Genomic DNA, 25,954 nt, shown 5'->3' with positions numbered 1-25,954 from the left:
GTTTAAGTAGTAGTGAAGATGTTTATGTATCTCCAGCTCAAATAAGAAGATTTAACTTATCTACTGGTGATAAACTTGAAGGAAAAGTTAGAGAGCCAAAAGAAGGAGAAAAATTTAAAGCTTTAATATATTTAGACAAGGTTAATGATGAAAGTCCTGAAAAAGCTATAGGAAGAACACCTTTTGAAAAATTAACACCTATATATCCGAAAGAAAGAATTAGACTTGAAAGACCGGAGGAAAATGATCTTTCAACAAGACTTATGGATATAATATGTCCATTAGGAAAAGGTCAAAGGGGGATGATTGTTGCACCACCAAAAGCGGGTAAAACAACTCTTTTAAAGAAATTAGCTCAAAATATTTCAAAGAATTGTCCAGAAGTTAAGCTTATAGTACTTCTTATAGATGAAAGACCAGAAGAAGTTACAGATATGCAAAGATCAATTAATGGAGAAGTTGTCTATTCAACATTTGATGAAGAACCACAAAATCATGAAAAAGTATCTCAAATGGTTTTAGAACATGGTAAGAGAAGAGTTGAACAAGGTCAAGATGTAGTTATACTTTTAGATAGTTTAACAAGGCTTTCAAGAGCTTATAACTTAACAATAACTCCAACTGGAAGAACTTTAACTGGAGGGCTTGATCCTGGTGCATTAATTATGCCTAAAAAGTTTTTTGGTGCTGCTAGAAATATAGAAGAAGGTGGAAGTTTAACTATATTAGCTACTGCATTAGTTGATACAGGATCAAGAATGGATGATATGATATTTGAAGAATTTAAGGGAACTGGAAATATGGAAGTTCATTTAGATAGAAGACTTCAGGAAAGAAGAATTTTCCCTGCAATAGATATATATAAGTCAGGAACTAGAAAAGAAGATTTATTATTAACAAGCGAAGAAAAAGATGTTGCATATACAATAAGAAAAGTAATGTATAATGAAGGAAATATAGATAGTGTAACAGAAAAACTTATAAAGACATTATCAAAAACTAAAAATAATGAAGAATTTATAAGGAATTTTGAAAAGAATAATATTTAAAAAAAGAACTAATATAAAGGCTATTCCTTTATATTAGTTCTTTTTATTAAATCATTTGCTAATTTTACAATTGAATTTAAAGAATAAGTATTGGATAATTTCGAAATTTTAGATTTCATTTTAGTTAAGTTATTAGGATTATCAATAAGAGAATCTATAATTTTATTTATATCTTCTATCTTTTTTACTTCTATTGCATAACCTTCAGAAGTTAAAAACTCTGTATTTTCTTGTTCTTGACCAGGTATTGCGAAAGGAATTACTAATGGTAAATCTTTAACTATAGATTCGGTAACTGTAAGTCCGCCTGGCTTTGAAATTAATACATCTGAATATTCCATAAAAGATGCTATATCATTTGAAAATCCAAGAATGTGTAATTTTTTATCAGGATATGCTTTAGAGCAGTTTTTTATTAAGTCTTCTTTTAATTTTTTATTATTACCACAAACAACGGTTATTCTAAGTTTATGTTTATTCTTAAGAAGTTCGGTTAGGACATAAGAAATATTCTTTAGTCCCATACTTCCACTCATTAATAAAATATTGAAAAAATCGTTACTTTTTATATTTGGTATGTTTTCGTCATTTTCAAAAAATGATTCCCTAATTGGTATTCCTAAAGGATAAATTTTTTCTTTTTCAATTTTTTTATCTATTAAAGAATTTTTGGTGAATTCGCTTCCAGTAATGTAGGCGTCCACATTTTTTCCTATGTAACTATAATGAGCTTTAAAATCTGTAACTACTGATACAAATGGAATATTTAATCCGTCTTCCTTTAATTTATCCATTATACATATACTTAAAGGATGCGTCGATATTATAATATCTGGTTTTTCTATATTTATTAAGCTTAAAAGTCTTTTTTTTACTAAAAAGAATGGTATACGTGTTAATGCATTTATATATTTGTTATTAGTTAGTTTGTAGACAAATCCATAAATGTTTGGAAAATTCATGGCAGAAATTTCATACCCACCAACAATAGCTTCTATTAAAAATCTACTGCTATTACTTAAAAAGTCATAACTTACGCATTTAAAATCATTTTTTTTAAATAATTCGCTAAGTGATTTTGCAGCTTGATTATGACCCTGTCCAGTTGAAGTGGTTAATATAAGAACCTTTTTCATGTACTTCACTCGCTTCATCTAAAATTTATTATAATTTCAATCATATATAGTCTATCATTATTTTTGATTAATTAAAATAAAATTTATAAAAAGAAAATGGGAAAGACAAAAAGTCTTTCCCTAAATTTCTTATTTAATGTTGAATTTCTTCTTGAACTTATCAACTCTTCCACCAACGTCAACAATTTTTTGTTTACCAGTGTAGAATGGATGGCACTCTGAGCATATTTCTACTTTAAGTTCTTCTTTAACTGAACCAGTTGTAAAAGTATTTCCACATGCACACTTAACCACTGCGTCGTGATGGTATTCTGGATGTATGCCTTTTTTCATATTTTTCACCTCTTTTGAGAAAATTTCATTGTGATTAACACAACAAATAACCACTAAAGTATATCATATTGGTGTATAGCAGTCAATAAAAGACAAAATTAAAAAAAACTTTTTATAAATAGATAGAAATGCTATAATCGTAATAACTGTTATGTAAAAGGAGAGGAAAAAATTTGAGTAAATTATATTTTAGGTATGGTGCTATGAACTCAGGAAAATCAACGCATTTAATGCAAGTTGCATATAATTACGAAGAAAGAGGAATGAGAGTTATATTAATGAAACCTTCAACTGATAAGAAGGGTGGAAATAAACTTGTTTCAAGATTGGGAGTAGTTAGAGAAGTTGATATATTAGTTAAAAAAGAGGAAAATATTTTAAATTTAGTAAAAAATAATGTAAAAGAATATGGGAAATTAGATTGTATATTAGTAGATGAAGTTCAATTTTTAAAGAAGGAACAGATAGATCAATTATTTGAAATTGCTGTAACTTTAAATATACCAATAATATGTTATGGATTAAGAACAGATTTTAAAATGGAAGGCTTTGAAGGCAGTGAAAGATTATTACTTTTAGCACATAGTATTGAAGAAATGAAGACTATTTGTAAATGTGGTAACAAGGCACTTTTAAATGCTAGAAAAATAAATGATAGATTTGTATTTGAAGGAGAACAAGTTGCAATAGATAACATGGATAATGTAACTTATGAATCTTTATGTGGGGAATGTTATTTTAAATATAAAAACAAGCAATAGGAGGGGATATATTGAAAAAATGTGATGTTGGTGGTCAAGCCGTTATTGAAGGTGTTATGATGAGAGGTAGCAAAGGAATGGCTACCGCAATTAGAAAAGATAACGGAGAAATAGATGTAAAGTTTGAAAAAGTAGTTCCTATAACTAAGAAATATAAAATATTGAATATACCGATTATAAGAGGTGCATTTGTTCTTATTGATTCAATGGTTCAGGGAATAAAACTAATAAATTATTCAGCATCATTTTTTGAAGAAGATAGTGAACCATCTAAATTTGAAAAATGGCTTAAAAGCAAATTTGGAGAGAGATTTGATGATATAATAATGGCTGGAGTAATGATATTTGCAATAATAATGTCAATATTGTTATTTGTGGCATTGCCAACTGGGATAGCATCAATATTTAAATGGTTTAATGTTCCAAGTATAGGTCTTAATATAATTGAAGCAACAATAAGAATAATAATTCTTTTAGGATATATGACTTTAGTAAGCAAGATGGAAGATATGTATAGATTATTTCAATATCATGGAGCAGAACATAAAACTATTTTTTGTTATGAAGCAGGAGAACCTTTAAAGGTTGAAAATGTAAGGAAATATTCAAGGTTTCATCCAAGATGTGGAACCAATTTTTTATTTTTAATAATGTTTGTAAGTATAATAATATTTGCATTTACTGGGTGGGGAACTTTTTTAGAAAGATTAGTGCTTAGAATAATATTAATTCCAGTTGTTTCAGGAGTAACTTATGAATTAATAAAATGGCTTGGAAAATCAAATAATAAATTTGCAAAAATTATTGCAGCACCAGGCTTAAAGCTTCAAAAAATAACTACAAAAGAGCCAGATGATGATCAAATAGAAGTTGCAATAAAATCACTTCAAGTGGCGGAAGGATTACCGGAGGAAAAAATGACAATATTAGAACTTTTAGATGAAGGAACAAAAACTTTATCAAGTGTGGATATAGATACTGCAAGATTAGATGCTACTCTTTTACTAGGACATATAATAGGTAGAGATAGATTATATTTATTAACTCATAGTGATGAAAAGATAACTAATGATAACAAGAAAAATTACTTTGAATTAATAGAAAAAAGAAAAGAAAAAATGCCTATAAAATATATTTTAGGTACTTGTGAGTTTATGGGATTAGAGCTTTTTGTTGAGGAAGGCGTATTAATTCCTAGAGGTGATACAGAAATACTAGTAGAAGAAGTACTTAAGAATATAGATGATAATGAAAGTTTAGAAATATGTGATTTATGTTCAGGGAGTGGAGCAATTGGAATAGCAATTGCAAATTATAGAAATAATGTAAAAGTAGATTCAATAGATTATTTTGAAAAACCTGAGAAAGTAACCAAAAAAAATATAGAAAAACTTAAATTAAAAGATAGAATGACCTTTATAAAGAGTGATTTATTAACTGAAGTGATAAATCAAGGAAAAAAATATGATATTATAGTTTCAAATCCTCCATATATTAAGGAAGAAGAAATTAGTAATTTAATGGAAGATGTAAAAGGATATGAGCCTCATACTGCTTTAAGTGGAGGATTAGATGGATTAGTTTTTTATAGAAAAATAATTGATGATAGTGTTTTGGTTTTAAAGGGAAAAGGTATATTAGCTTTTGAAATTGGCTATGATCAAGGAGAAGATGTAAAAAAACTTATGATTGAAAAAGGATTTAAAAATGTTAATGTTTTAAAAGACTTAGCAGGACTTGATAGGGTAGTAATTGGCTATTTACCTATATTGAAAAAAGATTAGTATATATGCTATAATAGTTAAATATGAAAATAGATATTACGGAGTGATAAGAATGTTATTAGATAAATTAGCATTTATAGAGAACAAGTATGATGAATTATCAGTAAAAATTAGTGATCCATCAATAATGGCAAACCAAAATGAATGGAGAAAACTATGCAAAGAACATGCTGAATTAGAAATCATAGTTGGAGCATATAAAGAATATAAACAAGTAATCGAAGATTTACAAGATAGCAAGGATATGCTTGAAATGGAATCTGATAAAGAAATGAAAGAAATGCTTAATGAAGAAATAAATGAGCTTAAATCAAGAGAAGAAGAATTAGAAAATAGAATTCAAATTCTTTTATTACCAAAAGATCCTAATGATGATAAAAACGTATTTGTTGAAATCAGAGGTGGTGCTGGTGGAGATGAAGCAGCACTATTTGCAGCTAATCTTTTCAGAATGTACACTAAATACGCTGAAAAGAATAGATGGAAAGTTGAACTTATGAGTGCAAATGAAACTGACATTGGAGGTTTCAAAGAGGTTGTATTCATGATAAAAGGAGCAGGTGCTTATTCAAAACTTAAATATGAGAGTGGAGCACACAGAGTTCAAAGGGTTCCTGATACAGAAAGTTCAGGAAGAATACATACTTCAACTGCTACAGTAGCTGTTTTACCAGAAGTTGATGATGTAGAAATTGAAATAAATGATAAAGATATTAAAATAGACGTATTTAGAGCATCAGGTAATGGTGGTCAGTGCGTTAACACAACTGATTCAGCTGTAAGAATAACTCACTTACCTTCAGGATTAGTTGTTTCATGTCAGGATGAAAAATCACAGCTTAAAAACAAAGAAAAAGCTATGAAAGTATTAAGAGCAAGATTATTCGAGCAAGCTGAAGCTGAAAGATTAGCTGGTATTGCTGAAGATAGAAAGAGTCAGGTTGGTACTGGAGATAGAAGTGAAAGAATAAGAACTTATAACTATCCACAAGGAAGAATAACAGATCATAGAATAGGATTAACTTTATACAAGTTAGAAACATTTCTAAATGGTGATATTGATGAAGTTATAAATGCACTTATAACTGCAGATCAAGCTGAAAAAATGAAACAAATGGGAAATACAGAAATGTAATTTTCCTAAAAGCCTTACATTAATATGTGAGGCTTTTAGAATATAGAAGGAGTATGGCGATGGATATATATTTAGCATTGAAAAAGGAAAAAAAATCTTCAAGAAATTTTTATATATGCATGTCTGCATTAGCTATATTTTTGCCTATGACCTTATGGTTAACTGGAATAATAACTAAATTTTATATAATTTATGTAATAATTTTAGAGTTACTTATATTATTAGCTATTTTAAAGAAAATTGATAATAATAAATTAGAGTTTTCTTATAAAAATAATAAACTTAGATTTAAAGTAGGATTATTTAATCAAAGTAATACTATATTATGTGATAAAATAGCAGTAGTTCATACAGATGGAATTGAAGATTACATGAAAATTATAATTATTACTGATACTAAATTAAGAAATAGAAGAATGAAGCCTGTAACAGAAGGTTTATTAAATAGATATAAAGATGTTGCAGATGAATATAAAAAAGTAAGAATAATAAATCCAGATAAAAAATATTATTTTCAAATAATAAAAAAAGGAGGGCTTAAAAAGTATCCATTTTTAGATGAGATATTTAAATATTCTCCTAAAGCACATTTCACAAAAGATTGTATTCAAAATGTAAAAATTGCTCGTGGGCAAACTTTAGATTAAGAAAGAAGGAATTAACTTTGGAAACAAAGATTGCTACTATAAAAAAAGTAAGCGATGATAAGAAATATATAGAAGACGCCGCATTAGTTATAAAAAATGGTGGAACAGTTGCATTTCCAACTGAAACAGTTTATGGGTTAGGAGCAAATGCATTAGATGAAGAGAGTGTTAAGAAAATATTTATTGCAAAAGGAAGACCGCAAGATAATCCTTTAATAATTCATGTTGCATCTAAAAATATAGATGAATATGTTAAAAATGTACCAGAGGTTGCTAAAAAATTAATGGAAAAATTTTGGCCAGGTCCAATGACATTAATATTAGAAAAAAAGGATATAATACCTATGACAACAAGTGCTAATTTAGATACAATAGGTGTTAGAATGCCATCTAATGAAATTGCATTAGAGTTAATCAAGGAATCAGGAGTTCCTATTGCTGCACCATCAGCTAATATAAGTGGGAAACCAAGTCCAACAGATTTAGAAAGATGCGTGGAAGATTTAACAGGGAGAGTAGACTATATAATAGGTGGAGAAAAAAGTAAGGTAGGTGTAGAATCAACAATAGTGGATTGTACAGTTAATCCTCCACTTGTATTAAGACCAGGTGGAATAACTTTAGAGATGCTTAAAGAAGTTGATAAAAATATAGAAATAGATAAAGGGCTTCTTAGTAATTCAAAAGATTTTAAGCCAAAAGCACCAGGAATGAAGTATAGACATTACGCTCCAAATGCAAAATTAAAAATTATAAAAGGAAATAGAAAAAAAACTATTGAAAAAATTAATGAAATGGTACAAAATTATATAGATGCAGGAAAAAGAGTTGGAATACTTACAACAAAAGAAAATAGTAATAGCTATGTAAATGGTGAAAAAGTAATTTTAGGTGAATCAAATAACCTAGAAGAGATTGCATCAAATCTTTTTGAATCATTAAGGGCTTTCAATGATTTAAATGTTGATATAATATTAGCGGAAGCTTTTGATGAAGAAGGATTAGGAGTTGCTATTATGAATAGATTAAATAAAGCAGCTGGATATGATGTTATAAACGTATAAGATTTTGGAGGTTTTTTTATGAAGGTACTCTTCGTGTGTACAGCAAACACTTGTAGAAGCCCAATGGCTGAGGAAATATTTAATAAATTAATAAATAGTTCTGATATAGTAGCTCAATCAGCAGGAATTACTATTGTACCGGGTAGTTTTGTTACTGAAAAATCAGCTGAACTTATAAAAGAAGAGTTGAATGTTGATGTAAAAGATAAGCAAGCTATTCAATTAAATGATAGTATGATTAAGAATTCAGATATTATATTAACTATGACTAATTATGGTAGAGACTTTATAAAAGAAAACTATCCAAATTATAAAGATAAAGTATTTTCAATTTGTGAATATGCTGGCGTTAAGGGGGAAGTGACTGACCCTTACGGTAGCACCATTTCTGTTTATCAAAAAATATATAAAGAGTTAGAAGGCGTAATGCCTTTATTAATAGATAAATTAAAGAAAGTTAGAAGTGTGTAATGTTTTATTACATGCCTTACTTTCTTTTTTTATAAATTTAAATAAATATTTGGAGGTGTTTTTCATGAAAATAGCATTAGGATCAGATCATGGTGGATATAATTTAAAGAATGAAATAATATCATATTTAAAAGAAAATGGATATGAAACAAAAGATTTTGGAACATATAGTACAGAATCATGTGATTATCCAGATTATGCATTAAAGGTTGCTGAAGCAGTAGCTAATAATGAATTTGAGTTTGGAATATTAGTATGTGGAACAGGTATTGGAATTAGTATATCAGCTAATAAAGTACCAGGAATAAGAGCAGCTTTATGTTCAGATACATTTAGTGCTCATGCAACAAGAGAACATAATAATGCTAATATATTAGCATTAGGCGAAAGAGTTGTAGGAACAGGTCTTGCAATTGATATCGTGAAAACTTTCTTAAATTCAAAATTTGAGGGAGATAGACATCAAAGAAGAATAGACAAAATATCTAAAATAGAAGAAAAATATAATAAATAAAATTTGGAGGCGTTAAATAATGAGTAAAGTTACAGAAATCAATCACCCATTAATACTACATAAGTTAGCATTTATAAGAAGTAAGGATACTGGATCAAAAGATTTTAGAGAATTAGTATCAGAAGTTTCAATGTTAATGGCATATGAAGTTACAAGAAACTTACCAACAGAAAATGTTGAAATAGAAACACCAATATGTAAAACAAAATGTAGAATGCTTGCAGGTAAGAAACTAGCAATAGTTCCAATACTAAGAGCCGGTCTTGGAATGGTAGATGGTGTTTTAAAGCTTATACCAGCAGCTAAAGTTGGACATATAGGATTATATAGAGATGAAGAAACATTACAACCAGTTGAATATTTCTGTAAATTACCTCAAGATATAGCTGAAAGAGAAATAATAGTTGTAGACCCAATGCTTGCAACTGGTGGATCAGCTATAGATGCTTTAACAATGCTTAAAAATAAAGGAGCTAAATTCTTAAAGCTTATGTGTTTAATTTCATCACCAGAAGGAATAAAGGCTATAAAGGAAGCTCATCCAGATGTTGATATATTCGTAGCTGAAATAGATGAAAAGTTAAATGAGCAAGGATATATAGTACCTGGTCTTGGAGATGCAGGGGATAGATTATTTGGTACTAAATAATTATTATAAGGTTTAAAAATAAATCCTTCTATTTATAAATAGAAGGATTTATTTTTTTAAATATCATCTACATTAAATGAAAGTTCTATTTTTTCTACTGAAGGTTTCAATTGAGTTAATTTAACTCCAGCTGCATTAAACATTTTTTTAGAAGCTTTAACAACATCTGTATTAGAATATTTATCGCTTAAAAAAATCACTTCTTTTATTCCACTTTGTATTATAGCCTTTGCACATTCATTACAAGGGAATAGAGCTACATATAATTTTGCATTTTCAAAAGATACACCTCTATTATTTAATATGGCATTAAGTTCTGCATGAACAACATAAGGATATTTTGTTTCAAGAAATTCTCCTTCTCTATTCCAAGAAAAATCATCATCAGAACAACCAAAGGCAAATCCATTATAACCAACAGATAATACTCTATTGGTAGGACTAACTATACATGCTCCAACTTGTGTACTTGGATCTTTACTTCTTTTTGCTGATAAAAGAGCAAGTCCCATAAAATATTCATCCCAAGATATGTAATCTGTTCTTTTCATAAATAAAAGCTCCTTTTATAAAAATTATGTAATTTTACTATTTATATATATTAATAACATTATTAAATTAATAAACTAATATTAATTTAATTAATATTATAATACAATCACAAAAAAAGTAAAAATATTATAAAAAGTATTTGTTTAAAATTTAACAAAAACTATTGATTATTAGGAATGAAATGGTTATAATAAAAGTATGTTAAGAGTTTAACAAAGATTATGGTTTAAAGTAATCATATATTAGGAGGTTTTGTTAATGAGAGAAGTAGTAATAGTAAGTGCTGTTAGAACAGCGTTAGGATCATTTGGAGGATCTTTAAAAGATGTTCCAGCAGTAGATTTAGGAGCAACAGTAATTCAAGATGCAATAAAAAGAGCAGGAATTAAACCAGAAATGGTAGAAGAAGTATTAATGGGAAATGTTATTCAAGCAGGTCTTGGTCAAAATACAGCTAGACAAGCAGCTATAAAGGCAGGACTTCCAAATGAAGTACCAGCAATGACTTTAAATAAAGTTTGTGGATCAGGATTAAGAGCAGTTAGCTTAGCAGCTCAAATGATAAAAGCTGGAGATGCTGATATAGTAGTAGCTGGTGGTATGGAAAGTATGTCAAGAGCTCCATTTGCTTTAGATACAGCAAGATGGGGACAAAGAATGGGTAATGGAAAAATGATAGATACAATGATAACTGATGGATTATGGGATGCATTCAACAATTATCATATGGGAGTAACAGCTGAAAATATAGCTAAACAATGGAACTTAACTAGAGAAGAACAAGATGCTTTTGCTGCAGCTTCACAACAAAAAGCAGAAAAAGCTATAAAAGAAGGAAGATTCAAAGATGAAATAGTTCCAGTTGTAATTCCTCAAAGAAAAGGAGAACCAAAAATATTTGACACTGATGAATTCCCAAGATTTGGAACAACTGAAGAAACTTTAGCAAAATTAAGACCAGCATTTATTAAAGAAGGAACAGTTACAGCTGGTAATGCATCAGGAATAAATGATGGAGCTGCTGCATTAGTTGTAATGAGCGCTGAAAAAGCTGAAAGTTTAGGAATTAAGCCAATGGCTAAAATTCTTTCATATGGATCAAGAGGAGTAGATCCAGCAATTATGGGATATGGACCATTTGGTGCAACAAAGAAAGCATTAGAAGGAACTGGCTTAGAAGTTAAAGACTTAGATCTTATAGAAGCAAATGAAGCCTTCGCAGCTCAAAGTTTAGCAGTAGCTAAAGATTTAGGATTTGATATGAGTAAAGTTAATGTAAATGGTGGAGCTATAGCTTTAGGACATCCAGTTGGAGCTTCAGGAGCTAGAATATTAGTTACATTACTTCATGAAATGGAAAAAAGAGATTCTAAAAAAGGTTTAGCTACACTTTGCATAGGTGGCGGAATGGGAACTGCTATAATTGTTGAAAGATAATTATAATATATAATTAAAAGTATACCTTAAGAAATTTTCTTAAGGTATATTTTTTTTGAATATTTTTAATGATTTATAAGATAATAATGTTTATAATAAAAATATAAAGAATAAATGATTATTATAAATAAAAATATGTAGAAATATAAATTAATATATGCATAAACATGAATAAATTAATAAAAATATTAATAATTAAAGAACACAATGAATAAAAAATAAAAGGTTTATTCAAACTACATATGAAGTTAAACATTATAAGCTTTTAAGAAAATGTATACATAGTAGCAAAATTTAAAAAATATTATAAAACTTATGAAAAATATAGTAAAAGTTAAAATGAGGAATGTATTAAAAATCTGAATATTCAGAAAAAAGAAATTAGAGAACCTATTTCTTTCTCCATAACTGAAAAATATACTAAATCAAAGGAAATAACAGTAATCAGTAAATAAAATATAATAAACTGAAATAAATTAAGAAAATACAGGTATTTGCTTTAAAATTAAGTTTTAGAGAAAAAAACATATAAACTATAATAGTTAGTATGATTGCCGAGGAGGGAAGTTATGGTTGGAGATTTAAGTGGGATACTAAAACAAACTTTTAAAAGTAGTTTAGTTATCTTGACTGCAGGGCTAATAATTTTATATTTCATAAATATTAATTACCAGATTCCCTTTGTCATTGGATCTATAGTTAGTATTTTTAATTTTTTAATAAGTGGTGCAGTTATGACAAAGACTGTAGAAAGTGATATAGGCTTTAAGGGCTTAATGTTAATGGTTAGTTTTGTAATAAGAATAATTATTATTGCAATAGTTGGGTTGTTATTATTGCAAAACCAATATAATGTTATAGCTTATGTAATAGGTTATATGTCCAACTTTATTTCTTTGTTTATGGCAATTAAATATGAAGAAAGGAAGTGATTGAGTGGAAACATTGTTTAAAGAGATTGGGTCTACAGTATTACAACAATGGGGAATAATAATAATAATAGCTATTGTACTTATATTAATGACAAGAAATCTTTCAGTTATTCCAAAAGGAAAAAGTCAAACAATAATTGAAATTTTCGTTGAAGGAATTAGCAATTGGGTTAAGAACACAATGGGCGATAAATATGCAGGATTTGCTGCTTATATTGGTGCATTAGTATTATTTTTATTCTTTATGAATGTTACAGATCTTATAGGATTACATCCACCAACAGCAGACTATAGTGTTGCTTTAGTGTTATCACTTACAACATTCTTAATTATTCATATAAATTCAATTATAAAGAATGGTGGAATAGGATACTTAAAAGGATATGCCCATCCAAGTCCAGCTTTAATACCAATCAATATACTAGAAAGAATAATGTTACCTATAACATTAAGTTTCAGACTTTTTGGTAATATTACAGTTGCTACAGTAATTATTGAATTGTTATTACAAGCACTAAGTAAAGTGACTTGGTTTGCTCAATTAGCTATCCCAGTGCCATTTATGGCATACTTCGATTTGTTTGATGGTTTCTTACAAACATTTATCTTTACAATATTAACAATGATTTATATAAAGATGACAGCAGAAGAATAATTCAAGCAATAAAAACTAATATTAAAATGAAATCTATTTGTCAATTTTAAGGAGGAATCATTTATGACTGGAGCAGAATTTATAATAGGAATGCGTGCAATTGGTGCAGGACTTGCAGTTATTGCAGCAATAGGTGCAGGAGTTGGTATTGGTAACGCAACAGCTAGTCTTCTAAAGAGCATAGCAAGACAACCTGAAGCAAGCGGTAAACTTATGTCTACATATTTCATCGGTTGTGCATTAGCAGAAACAACTGCAATATACGGATTACTAGTTTCATTAATTTTATTATTCGTTGGTATTCACTAATTAATAATATAATACAGAATAGGGTTTTAATAAGCCTGGAAGGGAGGCTTTAGATTTGGAAATTAATATGAATATTAACATACCAGAAATGATAGTAACTGTAGTTAACCTACTAATATTATTTTGGGTTGTTAAACATTTCGCTTTTGATAAAGTAAACAAGATTTTAAAAGAAAGAAAAAGTCGTATAGAAGATACAATAAATAAAGCTGATGAGGATTTAGAAAAAGCTAGAGTTATAAAACTTCAAAATGAAAAAGAAATCGGAACAGCTAGAAAAGAAGGAAAAGAGATTGTTAGTCAATATAAGGCTAAAGCAGATAACATCTATAAAGAAATAATAGATGATGCAAAAAGGGAAGCTAGCTCTATTGTAGAAAAATCTAAAGTAGAAATTAACAGAGAGCGTACAAAAGCTCAATCAGAAATTAAAACTCAAGCAGTTGAATTAGCTGTATTTCTTTCTGAGAAGGCCCTTGGTGAAGCTATAGACGAGAAAAAACATAGAGAACTTATCGATGACTATATAAATAAGGTAGGTATTTAATTATGTACGAATATTTAGATCGTAGATATGCTTTAGCATTATATAAAGTAGCAGAAGAAAAGGGAAAAGTTGAAGAATATCTAAAAGATTTAAGAGAAATCTGCGATATTATTGATAACAATCAAGAGTTTTACGAAATTATTAAATACCCTCAAATAAGTACTAAAAAGAAGAAAAAAATATTTATAGACGTATTTAAGGGAAAAGTTGATGAGGAGCTATTATCTTTTTTACTAATATTAGTTGAAAAAGGAAGAATTCTTTATTTAAGAGAAAAACTTAACCAAATGGAACAAATCTATTTGGAAAAAAGAAATACAGTAATAGCTAAAGTCAAGAGTGTTATTGATCTTACAGAAGATCAAGAAAAAAGACTAAAAGAAAAGCTAGAAAATAAATATAATAAAAAAGTAATTATAGAACATGAAATTGATAAAAGCATAATAGGTGGATTATATGTAAGAGTTGGAAATGACGTTATTGATGGATCAATAAAGGCAAAACTTGAAGATATGAGAGCCCTAATGCTTAAGATGGAATAGAGGTGAACCCATGAATATCAAACCAGAAGAGATTACTTCTATAATTAAGAGAGAAATCGAAAAATATGATAAAGAAATAAAAACAGTTGATTCAGGTACAATCATTCAAATTGGTGATGGAATTGCTAGAGTATATGGTTTAGATGATTGTATGGAAGGTGAATTATTAGAATTCCCTAATGATGTTTATGGTATGGCATTAAACCTTGAGCAAGATAATGTAGGATGCGTTTTACTTGGTTCAGAAGAAGGAATCAAGGAAGGAGACGTTGTTAAGAGAACTGGAAAAATTGTTGAAGTTGGAGTTGGATCAGACTTAATAGGAAGAGTTTTAAATGGACTTGGAAATCCTATTGATGCTAAAGGTCCAGTTAAACCAGAAGCATATAGACCAATTGAAATACATGCTCCTAGTATCTTAGATAGAAGCTCAGTTAACGAGCCATTACAAACAGGAATAAAAGCAATTGACTCAATGATTCCAATAGGTAAGGGACAAAGAGAACTTATAATTGGAGATAGACAAATTGGTAAAACTGCAATTACAATAGATACAATTATAAATCAAAAAGATAAAGATGTTATTTGTATTTATGTTGCAATAGGTCAAAAACAATCAACAGTAGCAAATATAGTTAATACATTAACAGAGTTTGGTGCTATGGATTACACAATAGTTGTAGCAGCTACAGCTTCAGAATCAGCACCACTTCAATACTTAGCACCTTATGTTGGATGTTCAATTGGTGAACATTTCATGCATCAAGGAAAAGATGTATTAGTTGTATATGATGACTTATCAAAGCACGCTGTTGCTTATAGAACAATGTCATTATTACTTAAGAGACCACCAGGAAGAGAAGCTTATCCTGGAGATGTTTTCTATATTCACTCAAGATTACTTGAAAGAGCAGCTAAACTTTCAGAGAAGAATGGTGGAGGTTCATTAACTGCACTTCCAATTATAGAAACATTAGCAGGAGACGTAACAGCTTATATCCCAACAAATGTTATATCAATAACAGATGGTCAAATATTCTTAGAATCAGATCTTTTCTATTCAGGACAAAGACCAGCTGTTAATGCAGGTATATCTGTATCTAGAGTTGGTGGTAATGCACAAATTAAAGCTATGAAACAAGTTTCAGGTACATTAAGACTAGAACTTGCACAATATAGAGAATTAGCATCATTTGCTCAATTTGGATCAGATTTAGACCCAGATACTGCAAGAAGACTTGAAAAAGGTAAGAGAATGGTTGAAGTTTTAAAACAAAAACAATATTCTCCTATGGCAGTTGAAAAACAAATAATGATTCTTTACGCTGCAGTAAATGATTATTTATCAGATATAAAAGTTGAAGATGTAAGAAAATTTGAAGAAGATTTCTTAGAATATATGGATACTCAACATAGAGAATTAGGAAAAGAAATTTTAGCTAAGAAAGTCTTAAATGATGAAATTAAGAAAGAGCTAGAAGAAGCAATTACTGAATTCAAGAAAATATTCTTAAAATAAAGCATAGCTTATTATAAGCTATGCCATCTTTTAGGAGGTGGAGGTATGGCAGGAGCTGGACTTATTGAAATAAAGCGTAGAATTAAGTCAGTAGAAAATACAAAAAAGATAACAAAAGCCATGGGACTTGTTGCCACTTCTAAGTTAAGAAGAGTCAGAATGGAATTAAACAAAAATAACAAATATTTTGAAGCTACTAAAAATATAGCACAAGAAGCTTTTTCATCAGTTGATATTGAAAAAGAAGGTATATATTTTAAAGGTGGACAGTCAAAAAGAAAGTTATATATTGTTGTAACATCAGATTCAGGATTATGTGGAGGATATAATGTTAGTGTTGCATTAGGACTTAAGAATCACGTTGGAGATGAAAAATCAGATAGCTTAGTTATGTGTTTAGGAAAAAAAGGTGTATCTTATATGAAGAGATATGGTTTCCAAACTGTAGCAGAATATGTTGATATAAAAGAAACAAGTGATATGAAAGAAGTTTCAATGATTTATAAACATGCATTAAGATTATATAATTCAAATGAAGTTGGAGAAATTAATGTTGTATATACAGAATTTACATCTCCAGTTTCTCAAGTTGTAAAGGTAGAAAAATTATTACCTATAGAATTTGATGAAATTGAAGAAGATAGAGGTTTCATGGTAGAGCCTCATAGTGAATCTTCAATAGAGGCAACTTTTGATTTTTATTTAAAATCTAAATTAGTTAATTGTATTTTAAATGCAAAAACTAGTGAACAATCTGCAAGAATGACAGCTATGGATGGCGCTACAAAGAATGCAGATGACTTATTAGATTCATTACATACAAAATACAATAGAATAAGACAAAGTGCTATAACCCAAGAAATAGCAGAAATAGTAGGTGGGGCAGAAGCACAAAAATAGTGAGGAGGTATAATCATATGCCTAATAATATAGGAGAAGTAGTTCAAGTTATTGGACCAGTAGTTGATATAAAATTTAATACTGAGTCACTTCCAAACATATATAATGCTATTGAAATAGAAATGGACGGAAACATATTAGTAACAGAAGTTGAGCAACACGTTGGTGATGATATAGTAAGAACAATAGCTATGGAAGCGACAGAAGGATTAAGAAGAGGAATGAAGGCTGTAGATACAGGAAAGCCAATTTCTGTTCCAGTAGGTGAAGTTGTTTTAGGTAGAATATTTAATGTTTTAGGAAATCCAGTTGATTTAGACTTAGCTGGAAAAATTGAAGCAAAAGAGTTCTATCCAATACATAGACCAGCACCATCATTTGCAGAGCAATCAGTTAAGCCAGAAATGTTTGAAACAGGGATTAAGGTTGTTGACCTTATAGCTCCTTATCAAAAGGGTGGTAAAATAGGTCTATTCGGAGGTGCTGGAGTTGGTAAAACAGTACTTATCCAAGAACTTATAAATAATATAGCTAAAGAACACGGTGGATTATCAGTATTTACAGGTGTTGGAGAAAGATCAAGAGAAGGTAATGACCTTTACTATGAAATGAAAGATTCAGGAGTTTTAGCAAATACAGCATTAGTATTTGGACAAATGAATGAGCCACCTGGAGCTAGAATGAGAGTTGCTCTTACAGGACTTACAATGGCAGAATATTTTAGAGATCAAGGTCAAGATGTGTTATTATTCATAGATAATATATTTAGATTCTCACAAGCTGGTTCAGAAGTTTCAGCTTTATTAGGTAGAATACCTTCAGCAGTTGGTTACCAACCAACACTAGCTACTGAAATGGGTTCTCTTCAAGAAAGAATCACATCAACAACTCATGGATCAATCACATCAGTTCAAGCAGTATATGTTCCTGCTGATGACTTAACAGACCCAGCACCAGCAACAACATTTACACACTTAGATGCAACAACAGTTTTATCAAGAAGTGTAGCTGAACGTGGAATATATCCAGCAGTTGACCCACTAGATTCAACTTCAAGAATATTAGATCCAAGAGTAGTTGGAGAAGAACATTATGAAGTTGCATCAAAAGTTAAGCATATATTAGAAAGATATAAAGAACTTCAAGATATTATAGCTATACTAGGTGTTGACGAGTTATCAGATGAAGATAAAGTTACTGTAAGTAGAGCAAGAAAAGTTCAAAACTTCTTATCTCAACCATTTACAGTTGCAGAACAATTTACTGGAATGCAAGGTAGATATGTTACAATTCAAGATACAATAAAAGGTTTCAAAGAAATTATTGAAGGTAAGCATGATGAATTACCAGAATCAGCGTTCCTATTTGTTGGAACTATAGAAGAAGCTATAGAAAAAGCAAAAACTTTAGCGTAAGGGGATGATGCGATATGGCAAATACCTTTAAACTGAAGATAATGACACCAGACAAAATTAAGTTTGAAGAAGATGTTATAAGTATTTTAACAAAGACTGAAAATGGCAAAGTTGAAATACTTGCAAACCATGCATCTATAGTAATCAATACAATACCATGTATTACAGAGATAACTAGATCTAATGGTGAAAAAATAGAACTATTTACTTCAACTGGTGTAATTGGATTTAAAAAGAATGTTTTAGATTTTTGTTGCGAAGCTTCTGAAACTAGAGAAGAAATAGATTCAGGAAGAGCACAAGAGGCAAAACAAAGAGCTGAAAAGCATATGAAAGAAGAAAACTTTGATAAAGAAAGAGCTGAATTAGCATTAGCTAGAGCTTTAACAAGATTAGAGTTAAAGAAAAGATAAAAAAAGACTTAGGTAATATTACCTAAGTCTTTTTTCATTTATAGCTATTTTATGACAATGTATCACAAAAAATAATAAAAATTATATATTATAGTATAAGATAAATTATATGAATAATAAAATATAAAAATGATAATAATTATGATGTAAGGAGTTGGGGATAATGGGGATAAAAAACTTTTTCATCTATATTATTATTTTTTCTATTAATTTATCAGGAGTTTCAAGTAATAATTTAGAAAATATATCTTTTTATCAATTAGAAAATTTTTTGATTAATAAAACTGAATTTAATGAAAATGGAGTTAAGTTACAATATAATATTGAATCAAATAAAGATTATGAATTAAATAGAATATTAGGATTGATGAGTGATAAATATAAAATTGAAAATATAAATAATAAATATCATTTTTATTTAAAAAGTAATAATACTATTGAAATAAAAATTTGGGAAGAAGATAATATTACATTTGTTGAAAGCTTCATAATAAATAAAAATAAATGTATGTCAACTGAAGATTTAAAAAGAGAATTAGATAATATTTTATCAAGTAAAGTTAGAAATAAAAGATACTTTAAATATTATAAGGGAGAAATATCCAATACAGATAATTTTTATATAGATAATATAGAATTAAAAAAAGAATTATTAAAAATTGAAAATGGATATGTAGGAAAAGAAACATTAAAGAATGGAGAAAAGCTAAGTTATGGAATTATGAAATATAACACAGGAGTATATCTTGTTATAGGTACACCAGTTATATTTACAACATACTAGAAATTTATTATGGAGGAAAATATGGAAAAGATTATAGTGAGAGGTGTAAAAGAACTATCAGGGGAAGTTAATATAAATTCAGCTAAAAATTCAGTACTACCAATAATAGTTTCAACAATATTATCTCCAAACAATATAATAATAAAAAAGACGCCAATGTTAGAAGATGTTCAAGTTATATTAAATTTACTTAAAGAGTTAGGTGCATGCATTAGTTATTCAAAAATAGATAATTCTTTAAAAATAAATACAAGCAGTATAAAGGTTTTTGATTCAACAAATGAATTAGTAAGAAAAATGAGAGCATCGTTTTTGATAATGGGACCTATGCTTTCAAGGTTTGGATATTGTAAAATTGCCATGCCTGGAGGATGTAATATAGGAAGTAGACCTATAGATTTGCATTTAAAGGGATTCGCTGCTTTAGGTGCAGAAATAATAAAAGGACATGGTTATATAGAAGCAAAAGCAAAGAGATTAATAGGAAATAGAATATATTTAGATTTTCCATCAGTTGGAGCTACAGAAAATATAATAATGGCTGCTGTTTTAGCAAGTGGAACTACAATTATAGAAAATGCTGCTGAAGAACCAGAAATATGGGATTTAGCTAACTTTTTAAATTCAATGGGAGCCAAAATAAAAGGTGCTGGACTTGGAAAGATTACAATAGAAGGTGTAGATTCATTAAAAGGATTAGAATATAAACCTATTTATGATAGGATAGAGGCTGGAACATTTATGGTTGCAGCAGCAATGACTAATAGCGTTATAAAAATAAATGATATAAATGAAGAACATTTAAGACCTTTAATAGAAAAGTTAAAAGAATGTGGAATTATATTTAATGAAGAAGATGATGGAATAATAGTAGATGGTAGGTTTGATAAAAAGCCTGTTGATATAAAGACATTACCATATCCAGGATTTCCAACAGATATGCAACCTCAGATGATGGCTTTATTATCAATTTTAAATGGGTCTAGTTTAGTTACAGAAACAGTGTTTGAAAATAGATTTATGCATGTTCCTGAATTAGTAAGAATGGGAGCTAATATTAAAATTGATGGTAGAGTTGCAGTTGTTGAAGGTGTAAGAGGATTAACTGGATGTGAAGTTAAAGCCACAGATTTAAGAGCTGGTGCTGCTATGATATTAGCAGGTTTAGTTGCTGATGGAGTAACAGAAATATCTGATATATATCATATTGATAGAGGGTATTTAGATATAGAAGAAAAATTTAGAAATCTTGGTGCAGAAGTTTATAGAATAAAAAAATAGAAGGTATTAATACCTTCTATTTTTTTATGTGCTTTACATAAATATGGCTTTAAATGTACTATTTTTATTTAAAAATCATATAAATAAATTGTATACATAAAGAGGAGGGAATGGGAATGAGGGAGAAAGATATAATAGAAAATATTAAAGATATATGTATAACAACATTATTTATTATGGTATTTATTCTTATTATTCCATATATACTTATGGGAAGTGGTATAGAAAATTTTACTTCAAATGAAAATTTAAATAATAGTTCTATTATTAATATAAATATAAAGGGTGAGGAGAATGTTAAAGTGTTTAGGCATAGTACTAATAAAATTGAAACTATTCCTGTAGAAGAATATTTGTTAGGTGTTGTTTCAAGCGAGATGCCAGCGAGTTTTGAGTTGGAAGCATTAAAGGCTCAGGCTATAGCTGCTAGGACATTTTATTATAGTAAAAGGCTTAATAATTGTAAGGAAGCAAAAGGTGGGGAAATATGTGATGCTGTCCATTGTCAGGCATATATGAGTAAAGAAGAAAGGTTAGAAAAGTGGAGTGATAAGGAACGTAAGAATAATTATGAAAAAATAAAAAAAGCAATAAATGAAACAAAGGATATGGTATTAACATATAAAGGAAAACTTGTTTTATATCCACAATTTTTTTCAACAAGTTCTGGAAAAACAGAAAATGCTGAAGATGTATTTTCATCTGAGGTACCTTATTTGAAATCTGTTTTTAGTAAGGGGGAAGAAGTTTCTAATTCTTATGAATCAGAAAAAATAATAAATAACAATGATTTTATAAATATAATAAATACAAGTTATGCTAAAGCCGGTCTTACAGAAAAAAATATAAGAAGTAAAGTAAAAATAAAATCAAGAACTGAGGGAGGATCTGTAAAAGAAATTAAGATAGGAAATATAACTATTAAAGGAACAGATTTTAGAAAGATGTTCGATTTAAAATCTGCAAACTTTACTTTGGAGTTTTCAAAAGATAATGTTAATATATCTTGTAAAGGTAGCGGGCATGGAGTTGGAATGAGTCAATGGGGAGCAAATATAATGGCCAAAAATAATAAAAAATATGATGATATATTAAAGCATTATTATACTGATATTGAAATTGGTAAGGTAAAATTCAAATAAATTTATAGGTATTTAAAGAGTGATATTTGATTAAAAATCAAATATCACTCTTTTTATTATAATTTTTATTAAAAATGTATTATTTTTCATATTATGGACACAATACGAAAAGGAGGTGTTTATTATGAACAAAAAATCAAATGGATTAAATGAAAAATTTAAAGGTGTAAAAAACTTCTTTAAGAAAGAAGGTTTTTATGTAGCGTTATTTGTTGGATTATGTGTAATCACTATAGGTGGAGCTATAGCAATAAAAAGTGCAACAAATAATAAAGAAGATCAATCACAAACTCAATCACAACAAGAGATAACACTTAATGTTGAGGAAAATAAAGAAGGAAAAGTTGATAGTGTTATGGAGAATTCCGAAAGAGTTGATAGTACACAAAACAACAAGAAAGAAGAAAATAAACAAACAAGTCAGGCTGTAGGAAATACTAATAAAATGAATTTTACTAAACCTGTAGATGGAATATTACTACAAGGTCATAACGAACCATACCTATTTAAGGATGGAAAGGTTGTAAAAGATGGAGAAAAGGGAGATTCAAGTTATAGCTATGGTGGAATATCTGTTAAAGCAAAACTTGGAACTCCTGTAAAAGTAGCTGAAGCTGGAGTTGTTGATGAAATTATTGAAAATGATGTTACTTATGGAGTTACTGTTGTAGTTAAACATGCAAATGGAATGAAAACATCTTATGCAAATTTAGATAAAGCATTAAAAGTTAAAAAAGGTGATAAAGTTACTAAAGGTCAAGAAATTGGAAAAATTGGTAATACATCAAGCACTTTAAAGATGTGTGTTAAAGAAGACTTTTTACATTTAAAAGTTTTATTAAATAAGAACAACAAATACACAGAAGTAGATCCATTAAAATACTTTAATTATAAAAAATAATTAGGTGAAAAATATTAATCAGCCATTTTAATATGGCTGGTTAATATAAATTTAAGGAGGTAGTACTCTTGAAAGATTATATTCAAGAAAGAGTTTTAGAAGTAGCACAATATATAATAGATTCGAAATCAACAATAAGAAAGACTGCTAAAGTTTTTGGAGTAAGTAAGAGCACTATTCATAAAGATATGACCGAAAGATTACCTAAAATAAACCCTATAATTGCTGAAAAGACTCATAATATTTTAGAACTTAATAAAGCAGAGCGTCATATAAGAGGTGGAAAAGCTACTAAAATGAAATATAAATCAGCTGAATAGACTATTATTAAGAAGCTTAAAGTTAAATAAGTAAGTTGAATTAAATCCACATTCAATATATAATTTACTTTATATTAAAAGTGTAAAATTTTCTAATATATAAATAAATTAGGAGTGGATTTTAAAATGTGGTTTTGGAAAACAGGAAGTGAATTAGGGATAGATTTGGGAACAGCAACTGTATTAGTTTATGTAAAAGGAAAAGGTATAGTATTAAAGGAGCCTTCAGTTGTTGCAATTAATAGAAATAATGGAAAGGTTTTAGCAGTTGGAGAAGAAGCAAGAAAAATGATTGGAAGAACACCAGGAAATATTGTTGCGGTTAGACCTTTAAAAGATGGAGTTATATCAGATTATGATATGACTGAAAAAATGTTAAAAGAATTAATAAGAAAAGCTTGTGGAAGCAAAAAGATAATGGCGCCAAAGGTTATGATATGTATACCATCACAAGCATCAGAAGTTGAAAAGAGAGCTGTTATGGACGCAGCAAGAAATACTGGTGCAAAAAATGTTCATCTTATAGAAGAACCCCTTGCAGCTGCAATAGGCGCAGGACTTGATATAACTAAGCCAGATGGATATATGATAGTTGATATAGGTGGAGGAACTTGTGATGTTGCAGTAATATCATTAGGCGGAGTAGTAGTTAGAAAATCAATAAAAGTCGCAGGAGACAAGTTTGATGAAGCTATTATAAAGTATGTAAGGAATAAATATAAAATAATGATTGGTGAAAAAACAGCAGAACAAATTAAAATTGAAATAGGATCAGCTTTTGATAATTCTGCAGAAGAGAAAATCTCAGTTAAAGGTAGAAATTTAAGAACAGGGTTGCCAGATGAGATTATGTTAAATTCAACAGAAATAAGAGAATCTCTAATAGATACAGTTAATTTGATAGTAGATTCCGTTAAGTCAGTACTTGAGAAGACACCACCTGAAATATCAGCAGATATAATTGAAAAAGGAATCTTAATGACTGGTGGAGGTTCATTACTTAAAGGATTAGATAAACTCATAGAGGTAGAAACAGGCGTTTCAGTTAAAGTTGCAGAGAATTCAATTGAAGCTGTTGCAGAAGGTACAGGTTCTGTTTTAGGATATATTGATAAATTAGATAAAATTGTAAATCGCGAAGAAGTAGTTTTAATAGAGTAACATTATAAATACCCCTTTTATAGGGGTATTTATAATGTTTTTTTTTCTTGATAATTGTATTCATAATAAGCATGTAAAATACCTTTTGAAATAACTTTTGCAATATCAAATACAAATGATAGTCTTATTGAGCGTTTATAAAATAAATCTGCATGTTCATTTGAATCTATAATACCAACTATGGATTTTTGACCTACATCAGGTAATGATTTTCCTACACCTTTTCCAGGCCTAATAGGAAAATCTCGAATGTGAACTTCACCTATAGAAGATTCTTCACCTAAACAAGCATCTATACCTATAATGTATGAGTTAGGATGGTCAGATAATATAGACTTTAATTTTTTATCTATATTTAATGCATGAATTGGAGAGTCAATTGAACCATAAACAGGAATTGGTAGCATACTTTCTTTTAATAATGTTCCAACTAAAGGCCCAAGGCAATCACCTATACATTTGTCAGTACCTATACAAACAATAACTAAATTTTCAGAGAAGCATTCTAGTATAGATTGAGCAATTGTATAGTAAGCAAAAGGGTCATTGTAATGAACCTTTTTTTCCATATATACACCTCCTTGAAATATATATATGAAATTGAAATATAGAATAGAAGATATGAATAAGAAAAAGTAAAATGGACAATATCTAATATAGGAGGTGTACATAAATATGAAAAAATTAGTAATAACAATTTTACTAGCAATAGCAACATCCTTGACTATTTATTTTATTAGCTTTTGGACTCCTAGCAATAATATTATTGATATAGAAAAATCAAGAGTTAATAATGTAGGGGAAGGTAGTAATGAGAAAAATATAGAAGACAATAAAAAGAATGATGTTGTTAGTAAGGATAATATTAAAGATAAAGGGGATAAATCAAAATTAAGTGATGAATCTATTAAAAATAAAAAAGAAAATTTACTAAATGAGAAAGATAATAAATTAAACTATAATGAAGAAATAAAAAAAGATATTAATCATAACAATGAAGGTAAATCAAGCGAAGCGAGCGTAAAAATATTTAATGTAAATAAAAATGAGATATTTGAAAGTCTAAGTTTAAAAGATAAAACTAAGTTATTGTCTGTTGCAAAAAAGATATCAACAGTTGATGGAGAAAAAATAAAAAATAGTATTAAAAATGAAGATGAATTTAGAGGAGTTAGTGAAGCTTTTAAAATAATTAAGCTTAGGCTTACAAAAAAGGATTACAATGAAGTAAAAGAGATACTTTCACCATATATAAATATAGAATTATTAGAACAATTAGTATAATATAAGTTTTATAGCAAAATGGTGAAAAAGATAGAATTTTAAAGTTAAATAAAAATAATTCTGTTAAATGGCATAGTTTTTAATTTGAAATAAATATGAGTTAACTATATACTAACTATTGTCGGTTGAGCGAGTAAGCCAAACGACTTAAAACTTTAAAAGATGGTGGAGTTCCCGAGTGGCCAAAGGGGGCAGACTGTAAATCTGTTGTCAGTTGACTTCGAAGGTTCGAATCCTTCCTCCACCACCATTTATTTGTGGGCGCATAGCTCAGCTGGGAGAGCACCTGCCTTACAAGCAGGGGGTCACAGGTTCGA

At 28.8% G+C, this 25,954-nt stretch carries 30 protein-coding genes and 1 tRNA gene; 27 read left to right on the top strand and 4 right to left on the bottom strand.

Annotated features, from left to right (window positions below):
* Positions 1–1,049: transcription termination factor Rho (gene rho, locus Q4E08_RS07840; RefSeq protein ID WP_303129959.1), on the top strand; the 1,049-nt coding region annotated here is incomplete at its 5' end.
* A 20-nt stretch (positions 1,050–1,069) separates the two neighbouring features.
* On the opposite strand, the gene Q4E08_RS07835 is transcribed toward rho, so the two are convergent.
* Both Q4E08_RS07835 and rpmE read right to left on the bottom strand, forming a co-directional pair.
* Complete coding sequence (locus tag Q4E08_RS07835; protein ID WP_303129958.1) at positions 1,070–2,185, bottom strand: glycosyltransferase; 1,116 nt, start codon at positions 2,183–2,185, stop codon at positions 1,070–1,072.
* Positions 2,186–2,314: 129 nt separating this feature from the next.
* Entirely contained in the window at positions 2,315–2,518 is a 204-nt protein-coding gene (gene rpmE / locus Q4E08_RS07830; protein WP_303129960.1) for a 50S ribosomal protein L31, read from the bottom strand.
* Positions 2,519–2,691: 173 nt separating this feature from the next.
* On the opposite strand from rpmE, the gene Q4E08_RS07825 reads away from it, so the two are divergent.
* The 8 genes from Q4E08_RS07825 to upp all read left to right on the top strand — a co-directional run bounded on the left by Q4E08_RS07825 (position 2,692) and on the right by upp (position 9,543).
* Positions 2,692–3,279 (top strand): thymidine kinase, encoded by a 588-nt coding sequence (locus tag Q4E08_RS07825; protein WP_303129957.1) that lies wholly within the window; start codon positions 2,692–2,694, stop codon positions 3,277–3,279.
* An 11-nt stretch (positions 3,280–3,290) separates the two neighbouring features.
* On the top strand, positions 3,291–5,063 hold the full coding sequence (gene prmC / locus Q4E08_RS07820; RefSeq protein ID WP_303129955.1) for a peptide chain release factor N(5)-glutamine methyltransferase: 1,773 nt from the start codon (positions 3,291–3,293) through the stop codon (positions 5,061–5,063).
* A 52-nt stretch (positions 5,064–5,115) separates the two neighbouring features.
* The gene (gene prfA / locus Q4E08_RS07815; RefSeq protein WP_303129952.1) at positions 5,116–6,198 is read left to right on the top strand and encodes a peptide chain release factor 1; all 1,083 of its coding nucleotides are present in this window, start codon (positions 5,116–5,118) and stop codon (positions 6,196–6,198) included.
* Between the two features lie 59 nt (positions 6,199–6,257).
* Positions 6,258–6,845 carry a hypothetical protein gene (locus Q4E08_RS07810; RefSeq protein WP_303129950.1) on the top strand — a complete coding sequence of 196 codons (588 nt, stop codon included), beginning with the start codon at positions 6,258–6,260 and terminating at the stop codon, positions 6,843–6,845.
* A gap of 17 nt (positions 6,846–6,862) precedes the next feature.
* The gene (locus tag Q4E08_RS07805) at positions 6,863–7,909 is read left to right on the top strand and encodes an L-threonylcarbamoyladenylate synthase (RefSeq protein WP_303129948.1); all 1,047 of its coding nucleotides are present in this window, start codon (positions 6,863–6,865) and stop codon (positions 7,907–7,909) included.
* A gap of 18 nt (positions 7,910–7,927) precedes the next feature.
* Entirely contained in the window at positions 7,928–8,380 is a 453-nt protein-coding gene (locus Q4E08_RS07800; RefSeq protein ID WP_303129947.1) for a low molecular weight protein arginine phosphatase, read from the top strand.
* Between the two features lie 64 nt (positions 8,381–8,444).
* Entirely contained in the window at positions 8,445–8,894 is a 450-nt protein-coding gene (gene rpiB / locus Q4E08_RS07795) for a ribose 5-phosphate isomerase B (RefSeq protein ID WP_303129945.1), read from the top strand.
* A gap of 19 nt (positions 8,895–8,913) precedes the next feature.
* Entirely contained in the window at positions 8,914–9,543 is a 630-nt protein-coding gene (gene upp / locus Q4E08_RS07790) for a uracil phosphoribosyltransferase (RefSeq protein ID WP_303129943.1), read from the top strand.
* A gap of 56 nt (positions 9,544–9,599) precedes the next feature.
* Here upp and Q4E08_RS07785 read toward each other — a convergent pair whose 3' ends face one another.
* The gene (locus Q4E08_RS07785; protein ID WP_303129942.1) at positions 9,600–10,094 is read right to left on the bottom strand and encodes a dCMP deaminase family protein; all 495 of its coding nucleotides are present in this window, start codon (positions 10,092–10,094) and stop codon (positions 9,600–9,602) included.
* 259 nt (positions 10,095–10,353) lie between these two features.
* On the opposite strand from Q4E08_RS07785, the gene Q4E08_RS07780 reads away from it, so the two are divergent.
* From Q4E08_RS07780 to mreB, 16 genes are all read left to right on the top strand, one after another.
* The gene (locus Q4E08_RS07780) at positions 10,354–11,532 is read left to right on the top strand and encodes an acetyl-CoA C-acetyltransferase (protein WP_303129941.1); all 1,179 of its coding nucleotides are present in this window, start codon (positions 10,354–10,356) and stop codon (positions 11,530–11,532) included.
* Positions 11,533–12,101: 569 nt separating this feature from the next.
* Positions 12,102–12,464 (top strand): ATP synthase subunit I, encoded by a 363-nt coding sequence (locus Q4E08_RS07775; RefSeq protein WP_303129940.1) that lies wholly within the window; start codon positions 12,102–12,104, stop codon positions 12,462–12,464.
* 4 nt (positions 12,465–12,468) lie between these two features.
* Positions 12,469–13,119, top strand: a complete 651-nt coding sequence (locus tag Q4E08_RS07770) for a F0F1 ATP synthase subunit A (protein ID WP_303129939.1) — start codon at positions 12,469–12,471, stop codon at positions 13,117–13,119.
* A 63-nt stretch (positions 13,120–13,182) separates the two neighbouring features.
* Positions 13,183–13,428 carry an ATP synthase F0 subunit C gene (atpE, locus tag Q4E08_RS07765; protein ID WP_303129937.1) on the top strand — a complete coding sequence of 82 codons (246 nt, stop codon included), beginning with the start codon at positions 13,183–13,185 and terminating at the stop codon, positions 13,426–13,428.
* A 55-nt stretch (positions 13,429–13,483) separates the two neighbouring features.
* Positions 13,484–13,975, top strand: coding sequence for a F0F1 ATP synthase subunit B (locus Q4E08_RS07760; RefSeq protein ID WP_303129935.1), 492 nt, complete (start codon positions 13,484–13,486; stop codon positions 13,973–13,975).
* Between the two features lie 2 nt (positions 13,976–13,977).
* Positions 13,978–14,517, top strand: coding sequence for a F0F1 ATP synthase subunit delta (locus Q4E08_RS07755; protein ID WP_303129934.1), 540 nt, complete (start codon positions 13,978–13,980; stop codon positions 14,515–14,517).
* Between the two features lie 10 nt (positions 14,518–14,527).
* Positions 14,528–16,036, top strand: coding sequence for a F0F1 ATP synthase subunit alpha (gene atpA / locus Q4E08_RS07750; protein WP_303129933.1), 1,509 nt, complete (start codon positions 14,528–14,530; stop codon positions 16,034–16,036).
* Between the two features lie 45 nt (positions 16,037–16,081).
* The gene (gene atpG, locus Q4E08_RS07745; protein ID WP_303129931.1) at positions 16,082–16,936 is read left to right on the top strand and encodes an ATP synthase F1 subunit gamma; all 855 of its coding nucleotides are present in this window, start codon (positions 16,082–16,084) and stop codon (positions 16,934–16,936) included.
* A gap of 17 nt (positions 16,937–16,953) precedes the next feature.
* Positions 16,954–18,351 (top strand): F0F1 ATP synthase subunit beta, encoded by a 1,398-nt coding sequence (atpD, locus tag Q4E08_RS07740; protein WP_303129929.1) that lies wholly within the window; start codon positions 16,954–16,956, stop codon positions 18,349–18,351.
* 14 nt (positions 18,352–18,365) lie between these two features.
* Positions 18,366–18,764, top strand: coding sequence for an ATP synthase delta/epsilon chain alpha-helix domain-containing protein (locus Q4E08_RS07735; RefSeq protein WP_303129927.1), 399 nt, complete (start codon positions 18,366–18,368; stop codon positions 18,762–18,764).
* A 163-nt stretch (positions 18,765–18,927) separates the two neighbouring features.
* Positions 18,928–19,548: a hypothetical protein gene (locus tag Q4E08_RS07730; protein WP_303129926.1), complete on the top strand. Its 621-nt coding sequence runs from the start codon at positions 18,928–18,930 to the stop codon at positions 19,546–19,548.
* Between the two features lie 21 nt (positions 19,549–19,569).
* Complete coding sequence (gene murA / locus Q4E08_RS07725) at positions 19,570–20,829, top strand: UDP-N-acetylglucosamine 1-carboxyvinyltransferase (protein ID WP_303129924.1); 1,260 nt, start codon at positions 19,570–19,572, stop codon at positions 20,827–20,829.
* A gap of 116 nt (positions 20,830–20,945) precedes the next feature.
* A complete protein-coding gene (gene spoIID / locus Q4E08_RS07720; protein ID WP_303129922.1) occupies positions 20,946–21,971 on the top strand; it encodes a stage II sporulation protein D in 1,026 nt (341 codons plus the stop codon).
* Between the two features lie 124 nt (positions 21,972–22,095).
* Positions 22,096–22,872 carry a M23 family metallopeptidase gene (locus Q4E08_RS07715; protein WP_303129920.1) on the top strand — a complete coding sequence of 259 codons (777 nt, stop codon included), beginning with the start codon at positions 22,096–22,098 and terminating at the stop codon, positions 22,870–22,872.
* 68 nt (positions 22,873–22,940) lie between these two features.
* Positions 22,941–23,192 (top strand): sporulation transcriptional regulator SpoIIID, encoded by a 252-nt coding sequence (gene spoIIID / locus Q4E08_RS07710; RefSeq protein WP_303129917.1) that lies wholly within the window; start codon positions 22,941–22,943, stop codon positions 23,190–23,192.
* 126 nt (positions 23,193–23,318) lie between these two features.
* A complete protein-coding gene (mreB, locus tag Q4E08_RS07705; protein WP_303129915.1) occupies positions 23,319–24,353 on the top strand; it encodes a rod shape-determining protein MreB in 1,035 nt (344 codons plus the stop codon).
* Positions 24,354–24,382: 29 nt separating this feature from the next.
* Here mreB and yyaC read toward each other — a convergent pair whose 3' ends face one another.
* Positions 24,383–24,922 carry a spore protease YyaC gene (yyaC, locus tag Q4E08_RS07700; RefSeq protein ID WP_303129913.1) on the bottom strand — a complete coding sequence of 180 codons (540 nt, stop codon included), beginning with the start codon at positions 24,920–24,922 and terminating at the stop codon, positions 24,383–24,385.
* A 106-nt stretch (positions 24,923–25,028) separates the two neighbouring features.
* Here yyaC and Q4E08_RS07695 point away from each other — a divergent pair, with 106 nt between their 5' ends.
* The gene (locus tag Q4E08_RS07695) at positions 25,029–25,637 is read left to right on the top strand and encodes a hypothetical protein (protein WP_303129912.1); all 609 of its coding nucleotides are present in this window, start codon (positions 25,029–25,031) and stop codon (positions 25,635–25,637) included.
* A gap of 164 nt (positions 25,638–25,801) precedes the next feature.
* Positions 25,802–25,887: transfer RNA gene (locus Q4E08_RS07690), tRNA-Tyr, on the top strand.
* Positions 25,888–25,954: the final 67 nt, after the last annotated feature.

This window comes from Clostridium sp. (genome assembly GCF_030532265.1).
Lineage (GTDB): Bacteria > Bacillota > Clostridia > Clostridiales > Clostridiaceae > Clostridium.
Note: the sequence above shows the minus strand (reverse complement) of the source record. Positions and strands in the feature narration are given on the sequence as shown.